Here is a 16,221-nt window from a genome sequence, read left to right on the forward strand (position 1 = left end):
CCCAAAATAGTAAGCCATACGTCCTAATCGACAATCCAAGGATTATTCTTTTTTCCCAATTCCTTTTGCAGCACTATTCCTTATTTATTTTCAAAAGACACCCATACAACTATAACTCTAAGCAACTTTACGCTTGATATAGAGTTATATTATGTAGTAAGAATTTGCAGCATTCCAAATTCTTTACAATTTTCCAGGTTTTCATTTCCTAATTTTTGTTATGAAGAAAAAACAAAATACTGATTTCGACAGAAGAGATTTTTTAACCAAAGCTGTATCCTTGGGAGTTTTGGGTTTCGCTGGTAATGCCTCTTCTTCCTTGGGAAGACCGGGATCATACACCGGACAAACCCCTGAAAATTCACCATTGAGAAAGGGAAACTACCTGATCAAAGGAGCTTACCTGATCACTATGGATCCTGAACACGGAGAAATGGAAAACCATGATATCCACATAAAGGGTGGAAAGATTGCATCCATAGGAAAGAACCTCAGCACAACCGATGCCGAAGTCATTTCCGGAAAAGACAAAATCATCATGCCAGGGATGATAGATACCCATTGGCACATGTGGACTGCCCTACTTAAAAGTATGGCCACAAGTAAACCTGGTAAAGGCTACTTTGAAACTACCTCAGGACTTGGGCCCCACTTCAGTCCGAATGATTTTTATCTGGGCACCTTACTGGCTGGTATTGAAGCTGTTAATTCCGGCATCACCACAGTCCATGATTGGAGCCACAATGTAAGGAGCCTAAATCACGCAGAAGCAGGCATCAAAGCACTTGTAGAATGTGGGCTTAGAGCAAGATATTCATGTGGATCAGCCTCAGGACAAGATGCGGAAGAACCTATGGATTTTGATATAATCCATAACCTCAAAGCTAATTGGAAAAACCTCAGCGGTACTTCAGATTTGATGCATTTGGGGTTTGCCTGGAGAGGCCTTGGCGGACACCCTGGTATTGACAGCAAAACAAAAATCGGTCTTTGGGAATTGGAGCAGGCAAGAAATATGGATTTGCCCATTTCTGTACACGCCAGTGCCGGGGAGGTGATGGAAAAACTTGTAAAATCCGGCGTTTTGGCTCCTGACATACAACTCGTTCATGGAATGGACGCCAGCACTTCACAATTGGAAGCCATGGTTGCGGCAGGCTCACCTATCAGCATTTCCCCTTACAGTGAATTGAGAATAGGATATGGATTTCCACCCTTGGACAAGATGCTGGAAGCCGGAGCTGAAATCGGACTTTCGGTGGACACCACCACCCTAAGTGGAAATGCAGACATGTTTGCCATCATGAAAGTATTCCTCAATATTGTCACTGCCCAAACCAGGGATGAATTCAGCATAAGTGCCAAAAGGGTGATGGAAATGGCAACTATTGAAGGAGCGAGGACTCTTGGTATAGAAGATCAAACAGGTTCCCTAACTGTGGGTAAAAAAGCCGATATCATCATGATTTCCACCCACTCTCCCAATATGGGAATTGTCCACAGCCCCATTGATCTCATAGTGGAAGCAGCACAGCCCTCCAACATTGACGCTGTATGGATAGATGGCATACTTCGGAAAAAAGATGGAAAACTCATAGGAGTAGATGAATCTTCCATCTATAATGAAGCTAAAGAGGCTCTTAACAAACTAATCAAGAAAGCTGAAAATGCGTGATGCTTTTAACACTTTCTCAAGGAGATTTTAAGGGACTTCCCATACTTTTTTTTGAAAGCAAATCGGCAAATAAAATTTAAATTATATTAATCAGATGTAGCACTGCTCAAAGAGAAATCAGATCCAGCAATCATTTTCACAAATTTTGGAATAACGGATGCGATGACCAGAATTGCCCCTATGATCAGAAGGTTAAGATAATTTGTAAAGTAATTTCCAAAAGAGAAAACTCCCAGGATAAGTAAAGTACTGAATGGCATGGATACTGCCAGTAAGTTGATCCCAAGCTCCAGATCAAAAGTTGGCTCTTTTTTCATGTTCGCATTTTTGTCTCTTTCCAATTTTCTCACAGCAGCCATGTGTGCAAATGGCCAGAAGCTGACAGCACTTTGAGGAAAAACTACAGCCAACAATACAGCTGCCTCAGTCGGCAAAGGAAGTGCAAATACTATTATAGCACTTAATATAAATGTAATCCCAGCCCTGAATAAAAGCAGAGAAGTGATCATTTTTAACTGATCCCACTTCAATACTACCGCTATCCCGATAAACAACAGAACCAATGGAGTCATCATGTCTTTCATCATCAGAATAGATTCTGTCATAAATCCAGGAAGAGATTCCATATTCAACCCAAACAACAGAAAAGTTATCGCCACCAAAATGACCAAGTTTATCGGCTCTTGCAACATGGCCAAAAGCAGCTGCTTTATCTTCTGTCCATTCGATTGGGATACGAGTTCTTGATGCCTGTAAAACATCGACATGGCAAGCAAATAAGCAAAAATCAGGACGAACAGCTTATTTCCAATATCAGCAAGTGCTGCCCATGCCAAAACATCATCTCCCAAATAAGCTACTACAAATGGAAAACAAGTAAGGCCAGGTGCCAGTGAGGGCATCATCAGCATCATGGTTCTCATGGCAGGGGTTTTTGCTTCGATACCGAAGAATGGCATCAAGTATTTCATCGCACCAAGCATGATCAGATTGAACACCAAAGCCAAAACAGGTAAAAAGAACAGGTCCACATTGATTTCAATCTTCATCAAGGCCACAAAGATCATAGCTGGCAGCGCCATGTCCAGGACAATGGTTTTTATACCTTTTACCTGGTCTTCATTGACGATTTTCCTCTTTAGAAAAACTCCCAAGCCTATCAACACAATCAGCGAAAGTGTCTTTTGTAAAGCTAAACTCATAATAAAAAATCAGGCTTTTAAATTTTTGATAGTGCTTACAAACAACTCCATTTCTTCCATTGTCCCTACACTCACACGACAATAAGGCTGGTCTTCTATGGTAAACACCCTTATACCAACTCCCTCATCATACATATTTTTCATAAATGATTTTCCTTCCATTGAAATAGGGAAAAGCATAAAGCTTGTATAAGATGGTATCACCTCATAACCCATGGCAAACAGTTCACTTGAAGCGAAATCCCTGCATGCTGCATTTTTTTCTTTACAGCTCTCCAAAAATGACGTGTCCTGCAAACTGGCAATCGCCCCTTTGAGAGAAGTTACGCACAGCCCCATGGTACTTCGCACCTTATTGGTAATACTCTGGATTCTTTCTGGTTGAGCTACGATATACCCTATCCTCATCCCTGCCATACCGTGGATCTTGCTGAATGTTCTAGCCACAATCACATCTTTACTCTCCGAAACGAGCCCAACCATGGTATGGGATTCGGGATTATCCAGGAACTCCAGATAAGCCTCATCCACAAATACGGGAGATTTGGCAGAAACTTTTGAGCAAAATGCCCTTAATGCAACAGGATCTGTAATGGAGCCTGTAGGATTATTTGGATTGCAGACATATACCAATCGGGTATCAGCATCCACAGCTTGTTCCATGGCCGAGAGGTCATGCGAATAGTCCCCTTTCAGCTTGACAGGCTTCCAATTGGCTCCAAGGGATTCAGCGGTATGGATAATAGACATATATGCAGGATCAGCAGAAACTATATTCCCTTTTCCGTCCATAAAGCGTACAAAGGCTGTTTTTTCTAGCAGGTCTGAAGACCCAGGCCCCAACATGATGTGATCAGGGGTCACACCTTCTTTCTCTGCAATCATTTTGATCAATGTGGCCGCATCAGCATGCCCATACCTATTGCCGGAAGAAAGGGACGAAGTTACGGCTTCCAACACCTTAGGGGATGGACCATATGGATTTTCATTGGCCGAGAGCCGTGCAAGAATTCTTGATTCATTGAAAGAAAAGTCAGGAAGAACCTCCTTGATCACTGACCTGGCCTTTGATGATTCTTCTTTTGAAAATGAAATGGAAGGACCTACCGCAATGGCCCCTAAAGTCATTAAACCGGATTTGATCCAGTGTCTTCTATTCATGGTAATACTCATATTATTGATGTTTATAGGTATTTATTAAGCTATTCCAAAATCCGAGAAAATACTCTTTTCCTGTCCCATCACAGAACAGTCAATAGAAGTAAATTTTATTTTGGGTTTAGTTAATTTTGAATAGAAGGAATAAAAATCCCTGATTTTTCCTGATTAAATTCAGACAGGTATGAAGGGGACCTGTTTGAACTAAAATCGAACCTAATTTACAAATTAAGGTTAATAAAAAAACCAATAATTAAAAAATCATTGGTTTTTATTTGTTTATTGGTTCAAAATTTAACTCAAATCTTTAATCACAGGGATTTAAGAAAAAATCGAAAATCATTCGAAATTAGTTTTCCGGGAACATCCTTGATTGGTATTCCAATACACATCGGATAATTTAGTCAATATATAAAAGATCTTAGGCCGGATCAAAAGCAACTGTGACCAAGTAAGTTCGGGGACTTCCTTCTGTAGAAAGCTGCAATTCATTGTTGTTTTGGTCTCTAGCTTCATAATCATATACCCTACAACCGGTATCTTCTGAAAAGTTCACGATATAATTTAACTGTACCTCATTGTCCGGATTTAGCCTTATCACAAAGTCGTGAACCTCAGAAATACTCAAAATGGTCATTTGCCTCGAAAAAATATAAGGTGCTCCAATACTGCTGTTGTAAACCATGAAATCCACCATTTCCTCTTCATTTTCATCGTTTAAATAATAAATCTGGATTTCACTTGGATCAACTTCTTCAAAGGCCAGAATATTCTCGCCACTTTGGTCCACTACCTGCAATAGAAAGGGTGTAAAGTTTTCATTGCCGCAAGGATTCTCATCTTCGTCGTCTGCAGTACAGGAAACAATACAAATTACAAATAGAATTAGGGGTAAATAACTTAATAATTTTCGCATAAGAGCATTTAGTTTGAAATATAAAATGAGTTGAAAAACAACAATTACTGAACGGCAAAAGTAAGAAGAATGCTACACAGATCTTAGTTAAAGTATTTTAAGATAGACTGGATCATAAAAATTGACTGACTTCAAAGAGGCAGATCATCAGCCAAGACCGGTCTTAGCTCTAAGCATTTTCGGCCAAAGTAATCCGCATTGAAACTTTTCTCCTTTCCATCACAACATATTCAATACCCTCCCTTTTCGATTTTATGGAGGTTAAAACAAAACCGAAATTTGAATAGAAGTCGATCCGATCAGAACTTGCATAACACCATATTTTGGAAATATTCCTTTTCTCCATGAATGCAATCATAAACACCAGCAGTTTCGACCCATAACCTCTTCTTCTACATTCTGGCAGTGTGCCAAATTTTCTAAACTGTACTATTTTTCCTGTCTCGAAGGTAGATACAACTGATACCAACTCCCGGTTCACAAAAAGTCCAAAATGCATCGCCTTATGGTCATCAGGCAACATGACCAAATCAGAATCATTATCCTCCCAAATGGTTCTTTGCCTCACTGGCAAAGCGTCTTCCAAACAAATTTCCCTTATCAATATTAAATCTGTTAAAATTAGAATATCATTTTTAGGTATTATTTAATGTTATAAATTAAAACGAAATATTTATATTTTGTTTAACCGCTTAAAATACAGTTAGACCATAAATCAAAAATAAACCCGCAAAATTAGTTAAATAAACCCTTTGCCTTATGGGGTACTGTAAAAACATTGAATTGCAAAATACTCTCCACTTGCCAAACTGTACCTCAATTCAAACTTAAGAAGCTTGAAAATTTCTCTTTCAATTAAGATATCATATCGACTTAACTAAAAAGACCCACCATTATAATTTTTAAGATCTTTCCCATTTATATCATTAAACCATTCACTATCCCTCTTGGGAAATTTTTAATTTTGACTTGTCAAACAAATACGAAATTTTTTTACCATCAATAATATATTTTATTTAATTTCATGAGCTCAAACCTATGAATAACCTTATTGACACCGAAGTCCGTAGCCTGGTTACCCTTGTAAAGGCAGGCGATGAAAAGTCATACACAAGACTTTTCGATATGTTTGCTCCCAAGCTCATACATACTGCACAGCGTATGCACGTTTCCAAAGAAGATGCAGAAGGAATGGCCCAAGAGATTTTTTTATTTATTTGGAAAAAAAGAGAGCAGCTCAATCCCGAATTATCTTTCAATGCTTACTTGCTAACCATCCTAAAGTCAAAACTGTACCGACAGATTAAAGCTGATGCAAGAAAGATAGCTTTTCAAAAATACGCCATTCATTTTTCAGAAAATCTTTCTGTGCAAACTGAAAACCAAGTGAATTTTGATGAGTTGGTGGAGATTTCTTCCAAAGTCATTGAAAAATTGCCAAAACAGCAAAAGCAGATTTTTCTATGGAAGGGTTTTGAAAATTTCAGTTCAGATGAGATTGCAAAAAAATTGGGACTATCTAAAAGAACGGTTGAAAATCACTTTTACCAAGCATCCAAAAAATTAAGGGCTGAAGTGGAAAAAGAATACCAAATACCCATCAAAAAGCTGTTTATGCTTATTATGACATTTATCTCCAATTTTCATTGACTCATTAAATTCCGTTAAAGATATTTTTTTACAAATTTTATAACTTTTTCTATCACAGGACTGAGTAAATATTCCCCCATCAGACTATATACAATATAATATAGCTGAGAATCATATGCAGTTCAGATACGAGGATTTTGAAAAATTTCAAAAAGGATTGATGGAAAAGCAAGAGGCTGAACGCTTTTTGAATTGGATCAACAGCCCCGAGGGGGAGCAGGCAGCACAGGTTTGGATAGAAAAAGAATGGGAAAATTTTGACCATAAGGATGGAGCTACTGATCAAAAAATAACAAAAATACGGTCACTTCCTACACCTTTTAAGTGGAAAAATATTGCTGCAACTGTTTTGATCCTACTTTCCGCTGTTGCAGTATTTTACTTCAACAGCCAAAGTACACCTCCAGTAGAATACCAGCTCAGTGAAATCCCAAAAGAAATTACCAGGACCTCCCCGAAAGGAAAAAAACTAAAAGTCACTCTTTCTGATGGTAGTACAGTTCACCTCAATTCAGAGAGCAGTATTAGCTACAAATCCAATTTCAATGAGTCAAGGGTCTTGGAATTGACAGGAGAGGCATTTTTTGAAGTAATGTCAGACAGCACCAGACCTTTTAAGGTCATTACTAGAGACATTGCTACAGTTGCCCTTGGCACCAGCTTCAACATAAATGCATATGAAGAAAAAGAAGAAATCCTGATCAGTCTCTCAAGTGGAAAAATCAAAATCGAAGATACTGAAGACAATAGCAAAGAATCATTTTTTGTACAACCGGGACAATCAATCGGCTATGCCCATAAAGACAGGATTCTACGAAATAAGGACATAGCTATAGAAAAGGCCATTCAGTGGAAGAGTGGCATCCTGGAGTTCGAAGACAAGCCTCTTGAAGAGGTACTTTTCACCCTAGAAAGGTGGTATGGAGTAAGTTTTTCCACGATAAAAGGAAAAATCCCCTACCACAAATGTTCAGGAAAATTCAAACCCAACGAATACTTGGACAATGTATTGGAAGCACTATCCCACTCAATAGAATTTGAATATACAATCGAAAACAAAGATGTTAAACTAAATTTTAAATAATCAAGCCTATGAAACACAAGAAAAAAACAACTTTTGAAAGCATGATGCTTTCCCACATTCCAGATTTGGCATAAGTACTAAAATGCCGATAAAGGAGTATTACCATAATTATTAGTTTGTAAACAACAAAAAACCCAGAATATGTGTACCAAACTTTACAAAACAATGATTATGGTCTTCAAACGGGTAACGATTTGTTCCCTTTTCCTGACCATAACCACATCCCTAGCCTTTGCTGAAAGCAAAATGGTCCAGATCAAAAGCATAGATGAAGTTTTTGTCCGGCTTGAGATCCAGGAAGGAAATTTAGAAGAAATTCTGAATGCCATTGAATTAAAAACCGAATACAGCTTTTTTTACACGCACCGAAGCCTCAAAAACACAAACACCATTCGGCTTTCCCAGCGTGAAGGAAGAGTTTCTGACATCCTTTTGGACATTGCCAACCAAAGGCGGTTGCACTTCAAGCAGGTTAACAATACCATCAGTGTCAGACCTGTCAACTCTTCCAAGGGACCTGCCAATATAGAAATCCAGATCAACGAACAGGAGGTCGAAATTACAGGGCGAGTCACAAATCAGGAAGGAGAATCCCTTCCGGGAGTTGCCGTATCTGTTTCAGGAACCACCACAGGAGCCATCACAGACATTGATGGCAATTACAGTCTGCGAGTACCTGAGGGTGCTACGCTCGTCTTTTCATACATTGGCTATTCTACCCAGTTTATTGAAATAGGCAACAGGTCCGTAATAGATGTGGTCATGGTAGAAGACACTCAAGGCCTGGAAGAGGTAGTCGTCACTGCATTGGGTATTCAGCGTTCTGCGAGAAGTCTTGGATATGCTACTTCTACGGTGAAATCCGAGGAGCTTACTGTCAATAGAACTCCGAATATGATGAACGCTTTGGTCGGTAAAGTGGCCGGAGTAAATATTTCACCCCTTGGTACCGGTCCTGGTGGAACATCAAAAATCAGGATCCGGGGACAATCTTCTATTTCCGGCCAGAACAATCCATTGATTGTAATCAACGGTATCCCTATAGACAACACTAACTTCGGAACAAACCCAGGAAACAATGCCGCTGACAATTCAATTGGTAATAGAGGTGGTGGAATGACTTCAGATGGTGGGGATGGTCTTTCCAGTATCAATCCCGATGACATAGAAAACATGACGGTATTGAAGGGAGCAGCTGCATCTGCACTTTACGGCAGTAGGGCTAAAGACGGGGTGATCATGATCACTACCAAAACCAAATCGACCACCAAAGGGATAGGTGTTACATATAATGTCAACTACACCAATGAAAGGCCACTGGACTTCACGGACTACCAATATGAATATGGACAAGGTGAGGGAGGTATACGTCCGACTTCTCCCAATCCCACATCAGGGCAATGGTCTTTTGGTGAAAGGTTCCAACCGGGAATGACCCAAGTTCTCTTTGATGGTATCACTGTCCCTTATGTACCGGTCAGAGGAATCATCAATGACTTTTTCAGAAATGGACAGAACCTGACCAATACGATTTCCCTTTCGGCTGGAAATGAAAACGGAGGATTGACATTCTCATTCTCAGATATGAACAGCAAAGGAATTGTTCCAAACAATACCTTCAATAGAAAAACCGTTTATCTGGGCTTTGACTATAACCTGACTCCAAAACTCAATGTCAGAGGCAATGTCAACTACTCGCATGAGCAAAATTTCAATCCGCCCAACGTTGCAGAGCAAGACAATTCCATTCCTACGGCTATTTACAATATGGCCAATTCCATGCCTTTGGATTTGTTGAGGGAAAATTACCTTGATGCAGACGGAAACGAAACAGTCTATTCACGATTCAGGAACAGAACCAATCCATTCTTCACGCTCAACGAGCAGTTCCAGAATATCAAAAGGGACAGGATATTTGGAAATGTTGCTGTGAAATACGACATCACACCTTGGCTTTATATTCAGGGACGTGTCGGACAGGACTATTGGTCAAGAGATCAGGATTACAATAACTTCCCGCACGGACAGGCTTCCAGGCCACCGGCCCCAGCAGGTTTTGTTAATGGTTTGTACACCCAAGAATCAAGAAGGTTTAGGGAAATCAATGCGGACATGTTCATTTCTGCACAAAAAGACTTTGGCGACTTCGAACTTACGGGGACCTTTGGAGGCAACCACATGTACCGTTCTTCCGATAGAAATTCCGTTCAGGTAACTGACTTTATTATCAGGGATCTGTACACTGTTCAAAACGGAAGGGTCAAAGATCCGATCTATCAGTTTTCCGAAAGAGCGGTAAATTCTGTCTTTGGTTTTGCTGAGTTCTCTTACAAAAAGACCTTTTACCTAAACGGAACCTTGAGAAACGATTGGTTTTCAACCCTTTCTCCAGAAAACAGGAGCATCCTCTACCCTTCCATCGCTGCCAGTTATGTCTTTACTGAAAACCTGTCAACAAACAGATTTCTCAACTTTGGAAAATTCAGATTGGCTTATGCTGAGGTAGGAAGTGATGCGGATGTAGCTCCTTATTCCAATGTCCTTTTCTATGGGGTCAACGCCAACCTGTTTGATGGTCAACCGGTAGGATTTCCACTGGGATCTACCCTCCCCAATCCAAACCTACGACCAATGAGGGTGTCAGAGCTTGAAGCAGGTTTTGAGCTGACTTTCTTGGATGGACGTGTCAATTTGGATATCGCGGCATACAACAAAATCACCACTGACCAGATCGTAAGCGCCCAAATCTCTGATGCCTCAGGCTTTCAAACGACTTCCATCAATAGCGGACAAAGTAGAAACAGAGGCGTTGAAGGTCTCTTGAGAATCATCCCAATAGAAACCGAAAAATTCCTTTGGGAAGCTTCTATCAACGGTGCATACAACAAAACCAAAGTACTGTCACTGCTTTCAGATGAACCAGGTGAAAGAATCACTGTGGGTACCCACGTATTCAATGGTGAGTTAAGGCAAATTGTTGGTGAAGAAATGGGACAGGTTGCAGGTTTTGGATTTAGAAGAGATGATGCAGGTAATATTATCTATGGTGGAAATGGCTTGCCTCTAAGGTCAAATGACCTGATCAATTTTGGCTCGGCCCTCCCAAGATGGGTGGGTGGTATCAACAACGCCTTCAATTACAATGGCGTATCGTTCTCCTTTCTTGTTGACTTCCGTTTAGGAGGCACCATGCTTTCCGGCACCAACTTCAATGCTGTAAGACATGGCTTACATAAAATGACCTTAGAAGGAAGAGAAGGGGGTGTGGTTGGTCAAGGTGTCACAGAAAGTGGAGAAATCAATACTACGGCAGCACCTGTGCAAACGTATTGGGAAGTCGTAAGGTCACTTGGCTTGGTAGAGCCAGTTGTGTACAACTCGGGTTTTTGGAAGCTCCGACAGGTCACTCTGGGATACGACCTTAGCAGAGTCATCCCTCCCAACAGATTTTTCCAATCTATGCACTTAAGTCTGGTAGCCAATAATGTATTTATCCTCAAAAAGTGGGTGGATAATATAGATCCTGAATCTTTTGGCTACACCTCTGACAACTTGGTAGGTTTGGAAGCCACAGGCTTACCTAGCACACGGGGTTTAGGTTTCAATCTAAATGTTAAATTCTAACCGGACACTATCATGAAAAAGCGAATAGAATATATACTTATAGCTATGGTGATGATGGTCATTCCGTCATGCGACCAAAACTTCGACGACTGGAATACCAATCGGGTGGATGCCACAAGTATTAATCCGGCTTTCCAGCTTAACCAAGCCATCATCAACTCATCTGCTTCCTCATTTGGAACCATGGTTTATGAGCTTGGCATTGTACAGCAACTGATTTCGCCCAACTCAGGAGTTCTTACCGGGGCCAACTACAATCAGGACAACAGGGCTTCTACCCAAAATAACTGGCAGGTGTACTACCGGGAAGTGATCAAAAACACAAAAGATATCATTTCCAGGATCAAAGATGACCCTACCAGAAGTGATCTGTACCAAATGACGAGGATTTTACAAGCCAATGCATTTTTGGTTTTGACTGACACTTATGGTTCGATCCCTTATACCGAAGCCGGTGCTGGATTCTCCGATCAGGTTTTCTTTCCTGTATATGACACTCAGGAATTCATTTATGATCAGATCATCAGGGAATTGACAGAGGCCGGGAATGCTTTAGGAGCTGCCGGAAGCAACAATGAAACGGCAGAAATACTTTATCGGGGCAATATTGACCAATGGAGAAAATTTGCCAATTCCCTGCTGTTAAGAGCCGGAATGAGATTGAGTCGAGTGGACCCTTCCAGGGCCCAGCAAATCGCCCAGACTGCGTTTAGCAATGGGGTGATTCTGGAGAATGAAGACAATGCGGTAATCCGGCATGACAACAATTTCCTAAATCCGATCGGAAACACACTTAATGCCACCGAAGCTTCCAATGTCTTTATGACAGAGCCATTTGTCAATTACCTAAGGGAAAACAATGATCCAAGACTCCGGGCCATTGCAGTAAGGTATGTTGGTGCAGGCTCAGGGTCCGCCCAAACTGTAGACAGGCAGACATTTGACCCTGATCTTCAGATCGGCATGCCTATGGGACTGGACAATGCTACAGCAGTGCAGCGCGCAGCCAGCATGGGTCTGGTCAGCTTTTATGAGTTCAGCCAGATCGACAGAAGAAGGATTGCCAAACTAAATGCGCCCAATTTTATTGTGACGGCTTCCCAGACCAACCTTCTATTGGCAGAAGCTGCAAGCAGAGGCTGGATCAGCGGTGATGCAGCTGAATTTTACTCCAACGGTATCCGGCTTCATATGGAACAACTTGCTTCATATGACCCTCTATCCGAAATCCCTGAGGAAGATATCGCTGCATATATCGCTTCCAACCCCCTTAACAGCCAAAATGCTTTGGAAGAAATCAATACTCAGTATTGGGTTTCTTCCTTGATGAACGGCCCTGAAGCTTTTGCCAACTTCAGGAGGAGCGGTTATCCTGACCTCGAGCCCAATCCATATCCGGGCAGAGAAGTCGTTTTTATCAACCGCCTTACTTATCCTAACTCAGAAATTTCAGTAAATTCAGAGAATGTACAGCAAGCCATAAGCCAGCAGGGACCTGACAATCTCGAAACAAGGGTCTGGTGGCATACTCCATAAAAAATTATTGTGCAGGCTTGGGTCTTACCTAAGCCTGCATTTTTATTTATATTAACTCAAACCAATAACCAACATGATTAAAGTAAACCCTTATGCATTTGTTCTACTACTGTCGGTCCTCTTTGCCCAACAGGCATTTTCCCAACAGATCGAGAAAGAAGAAATGTTATTTCTGACTTCCAAATGGGAAGGAGAGCGGTACCCGGATGGCAGACCGAAAGTTTCAGATGATATCCTAAGAAGAATGAAAGAAGTGACCCATGAAGAAGCTTGGGCTGTGATGAAAAATGCAGGATACAAATACCAATATGCAGATGGATGGGAGACCATCAATCCCGACAGTGTCCTTGTAGGCCGAGCCGTAACGGCTACTTTTATGCCTGGAAGACCTGATATCCACGACGCTATTGATGAAAGGGGCAAAAAGGAAGGCAAACGCGGACAAAATACCTGGCCGGTGGACATCCTGATCAAAGATGATGTGTATGTGGCAGATCAGTTTGGAATACATGATGGAGGCCCTACTATCGGAGACAATGTTGGAAATGCCATTTTTGCCAAGACAGGAAAAGGTATCGTTTATGATGGAGCCCTGAGGGACATAGTGGGGCTCAAGGAAATCGGAAGCTTTACTTCATTTTTTACCAGCTACCATCCTTCCCATCACAATCAGCAGGGAGACCTCAATACCATGCTTATCGGGATCAACCGTCCCACTAAAATCCGGCAGGTAACTGTAATGGCCGGAGATGTAGTCCTAGGTAGGGACGGAGGGGTGTCTTTTATCCCTCCTCATCTAGCAGAAAGGGTCGTAATCACCTCCGAAGTGGTTCGTCTAAGGGACATGTTCGGACATGAAAGAATCCGCGCAGGAGTATATACAGCCGGACAGATTGACACAAGATGGTCCGAAGAAATCGAAAGGGACTTTTCTTCCTGGCTCAACGAACACATAGACGACCTTCCTGTAGCCAGGGAACAAATCCAGGAAATACTCAAAAACAGAACTTGGTAAATCCTAAACATCACTCCAAAATACTAACAAACCATGAACGAATTAAAAAATAGCAGAAGATCATTTTTACAAAAAGGCTTGATCGCCGGCCTCACCGGAGGAGCTCTCATCAGCAGTATGGGAGAGAGTTTGGGAAAGGCGGTAGAAGGCCAAAACAGTTATTCGAACCCCTCTGACCTGAAAATTACAGACCTTAAATGTGGATTTGTCCGGGGAGCATTATATGTAAAAATCTATACCAATCAGGATGTCTGGGGATGTGGAGAGGCCGTAGATGCCATTCATGGCACCTATCATTTGGTCCAGAGGATGGGAAATATGATTAAGGGTCAGAGCCCTTTAAATCCAAACAGGATTGCCGAGCAACTGAGAAAGGCCGCCTTCTTTGGAGGAGCACAATCCGGAGTGTATGTAGCCGTACTCACCGCGGTGGAAACGGCACTGTGGGACCTCACCGGCAAAGTGTACGGAGTACCCGTTTATCAATTATTGGGTGGCAAATTCAGAGACAAAATCAGGGTTTACTGTGATACTGCGCTTTACACAGCGACTAACCCACAGCCCTCTGATTATGCCATAGCGGCAAAAGACGCAGTAGCCTTGGGCTACAATGCTGTAAAGTTTGACGTGGATGATGGCAGAGATCCCAATAAATACGACAGATTCAATTGGACAGCTAGCCCTGCAGAAATTGACCGGATGTACAATGCCATCGCTGCTGTAAGGGAGGCCGTAGGTCCCAAAATAGATATCTGTGTGGACATGCACGGAAGGTACGATGCAGTCACAGGCCTTAAAATGGCCAAAAGGTATGAAGACTTAGACCTGATGTGGCTGGAAGAACCTATTCCCGCGGATAATCCGGAAGTTTACAAATCCATTACCAGTCAGACCACTACCCCTATCTGTACGGGCGAAAACATCTACCTTGCCTATGGATTCACCAGGCTACTTTCCGAAAGTGCAGTAGACATCATTATGCCCGACCTACAAAAAGCAGGAGGCCTTGGCGAAGGACAAAGAATAGCCAATCTGGCCAATCTTTACTATGTACCTTTTTCCCCTCACATGGTAGCTTCCTTCCTTGGCGCAATGGCTACCTGCCATGTCTGTGCTTCCGTACCTAATTTTCAAATAATGGAATGGCAGATTTATATGGACAAAGACGAAATGTGGAAAGACATTGTCACTTATGATGGTCCAAGGACAGAGAACAGTTTTATCACGTTGTCTGAAAAACCCGGTATCGGTGTGGAAATCAATGAAGAGGGAATGCGGAAATACGCCGTAAAAGATGTCCCATTCTTTGAATAAATACACTTAACAAGACCTTTTTTGCCGTAAGATTTTACGGCAGAAAAGTAAAATAAACCCTTTATCAACCAAAAAATCAGAATATGCAAAAGTCCCTTTGCAAATCCCTAATTATAGGGCTTGCCTTTATGATCAGCGGGCAAATAACCGCCCAACAAATCTCCCCGACCGTTGAACAAGTGAAATCCCTTTCACCCGAATGGACAGGAGAAAGATTTCCTGACGGAAGACCAAAAGTCCCTGACGCTCTCTTGAAACGTTTATCAGAAGTATCTATGGAGGAAGCCTGGGGATACCTGAGAAACAAAGGCTATCAAAATCAATTTGAAAACGACTGGATTATCATCGATGACGAAAGTGTGATGACAGGAAGAGCTGTAACCGCCCAGTACATGCCACTTCGGGCGGATTTTGACAATCTTGTCAAAAAAATAGGTAAAGAAGAAGGCCGTGTTCAATCAGGAGGAACCAATTCCTGGCCAATAGACATACTTCAGGAGGGTGACATTTATGTGGCAGACAGTTACGGGAAAATAGTGGATGGTACCTTGATAGGTGACAATTTGGGCAATGCCATATATGCCAAGTCCAAAAGAGGGGTCATCTTCTATGGTTCGGTTAGAGACATGGCAGGATTGACCGCCATAGAAGGCTTCAATGGATGGATCAAAGGCCATGATCCTTCTTATATACAGCAGATGATGCTTTCTACCATCAACTACCCCATCAGGATAGGCCGGGCAACAGTGCTTCCAGGTGATGCTGTCCTGGCCAATAAATATGGGGTTATTTTCATCCCAGCACACCTGCTGGCTGACCTGGTCATCAACGCCGAATTTATCATGCTAAGAGATGAATTTGGTATTCAGAGGTTAAAAGAGGGGAAATATGCTGCTGGAGAAATCGATAGCCGCTGGAATGAAACAATAGTGAATGATTTTTTGGAATGGCTCCGGACCAAGGAGGATTTGCCTATGAGCAGGTCAGAACTGGATGAATTTTTAAAAGAAAGAAACTGGTAATTCCCATACAGTCAAAAACAATTAC

At 41.7% G+C, this 16,221-nt stretch carries 12 protein-coding genes; 8 read left to right on the plus strand and 4 right to left on the minus strand.

What is annotated here, in order from left to right; genetic code table 11:
- Positions 1-220 precede the first annotated feature (220 nt).
- On the plus strand, positions 221-1,675 hold the full coding sequence (locus EGN73_RS16985; protein WP_219292638.1) for an amidohydrolase family protein: 1,455 nt from the start codon (positions 221-223) through the stop codon (positions 1,673-1,675).
- Positions 1,676-1,761: 86 nt separating this feature from the next.
- Here EGN73_RS16985 and EGN73_RS16990 read toward each other — a convergent pair whose 3' ends face one another.
- From EGN73_RS16990 to EGN73_RS17005, 4 genes are all read right to left on the minus strand, one after another.
- Positions 1,762-2,877: an AEC family transporter gene (locus EGN73_RS16990; protein WP_219292639.1), complete on the minus strand. Its 1,116-nt coding sequence runs from the start codon at positions 2,875-2,877 to the stop codon at positions 1,762-1,764.
- 9 nt (positions 2,878-2,886) lie between these two features.
- Positions 2,887-4,050 (minus strand): pyridoxal phosphate-dependent aminotransferase, encoded by a 1,164-nt coding sequence (locus EGN73_RS16995; protein WP_219292641.1) that lies wholly within the window; start codon positions 4,048-4,050, stop codon positions 2,887-2,889.
- Between the two features lie 406 nt (positions 4,051-4,456).
- The gene (locus tag EGN73_RS17000; RefSeq protein WP_219292643.1) at positions 4,457-4,951 is read right to left on the minus strand and encodes a hypothetical protein; all 495 of its coding nucleotides are present in this window, start codon (positions 4,949-4,951) and stop codon (positions 4,457-4,459) included.
- A 169-nt stretch (positions 4,952-5,120) separates the two neighbouring features.
- Positions 5,121-5,555, minus strand: a complete 435-nt coding sequence (locus EGN73_RS17005; RefSeq protein ID WP_246611637.1) for a GNAT family N-acetyltransferase — start codon at positions 5,553-5,555, stop codon at positions 5,121-5,123.
- A gap of 434 nt (positions 5,556-5,989) precedes the next feature.
- Between EGN73_RS17005 and EGN73_RS17010 the strand changes: the two genes are divergently transcribed.
- From EGN73_RS17010 to EGN73_RS17040, 7 genes are all read left to right on the plus strand, one after another.
- The gene (locus EGN73_RS17010; protein ID WP_219292645.1) at positions 5,990-6,601 is read left to right on the plus strand and encodes an RNA polymerase sigma factor; all 612 of its coding nucleotides are present in this window, start codon (positions 5,990-5,992) and stop codon (positions 6,599-6,601) included.
- 115 nt (positions 6,602-6,716) lie between these two features.
- The gene (locus EGN73_RS17015; RefSeq protein ID WP_219292647.1) at positions 6,717-7,685 is read left to right on the plus strand and encodes a FecR family protein; all 969 of its coding nucleotides are present in this window, start codon (positions 6,717-6,719) and stop codon (positions 7,683-7,685) included.
- Positions 7,686-7,826: 141 nt separating this feature from the next.
- A complete protein-coding gene (locus EGN73_RS17020; protein ID WP_246611638.1) occupies positions 7,827-11,309 on the plus strand; it encodes a SusC/RagA family TonB-linked outer membrane protein in 3,483 nt (1,160 codons plus the stop codon).
- 12 nt (positions 11,310-11,321) lie between these two features.
- The gene (locus tag EGN73_RS17025; RefSeq protein ID WP_219292649.1) at positions 11,322-12,845 is read left to right on the plus strand and encodes a SusD/RagB family nutrient-binding outer membrane lipoprotein; all 1,524 of its coding nucleotides are present in this window, start codon (positions 11,322-11,324) and stop codon (positions 12,843-12,845) included.
- A gap of 73 nt (positions 12,846-12,918) precedes the next feature.
- Positions 12,919-13,860, plus strand: a complete 942-nt coding sequence (locus EGN73_RS17030) for an RraA family protein (protein WP_219292651.1) — start codon at positions 12,919-12,921, stop codon at positions 13,858-13,860.
- Positions 13,861-13,893: 33 nt separating this feature from the next.
- A complete protein-coding gene (locus EGN73_RS17035) occupies positions 13,894-15,174 on the plus strand; it encodes a mandelate racemase/muconate lactonizing enzyme family protein (protein ID WP_219292653.1) in 1,281 nt (426 codons plus the stop codon).
- An 83-nt stretch (positions 15,175-15,257) separates the two neighbouring features.
- Positions 15,258-16,196 (plus strand): RraA family protein, encoded by a 939-nt coding sequence (locus EGN73_RS17040; protein WP_219292655.1) that lies wholly within the window; start codon positions 15,258-15,260, stop codon positions 16,194-16,196.
- Positions 16,197-16,221 lie beyond the last annotated feature (25 nt).

This window comes from Arthrospiribacter ruber, from assembly GCF_019343195.1.
GTDB classification, from domain to species: Bacteria; Bacteroidota; Bacteroidia; order Cytophagales; family Cyclobacteriaceae; genus Arthrospiribacter; species Arthrospiribacter ruber.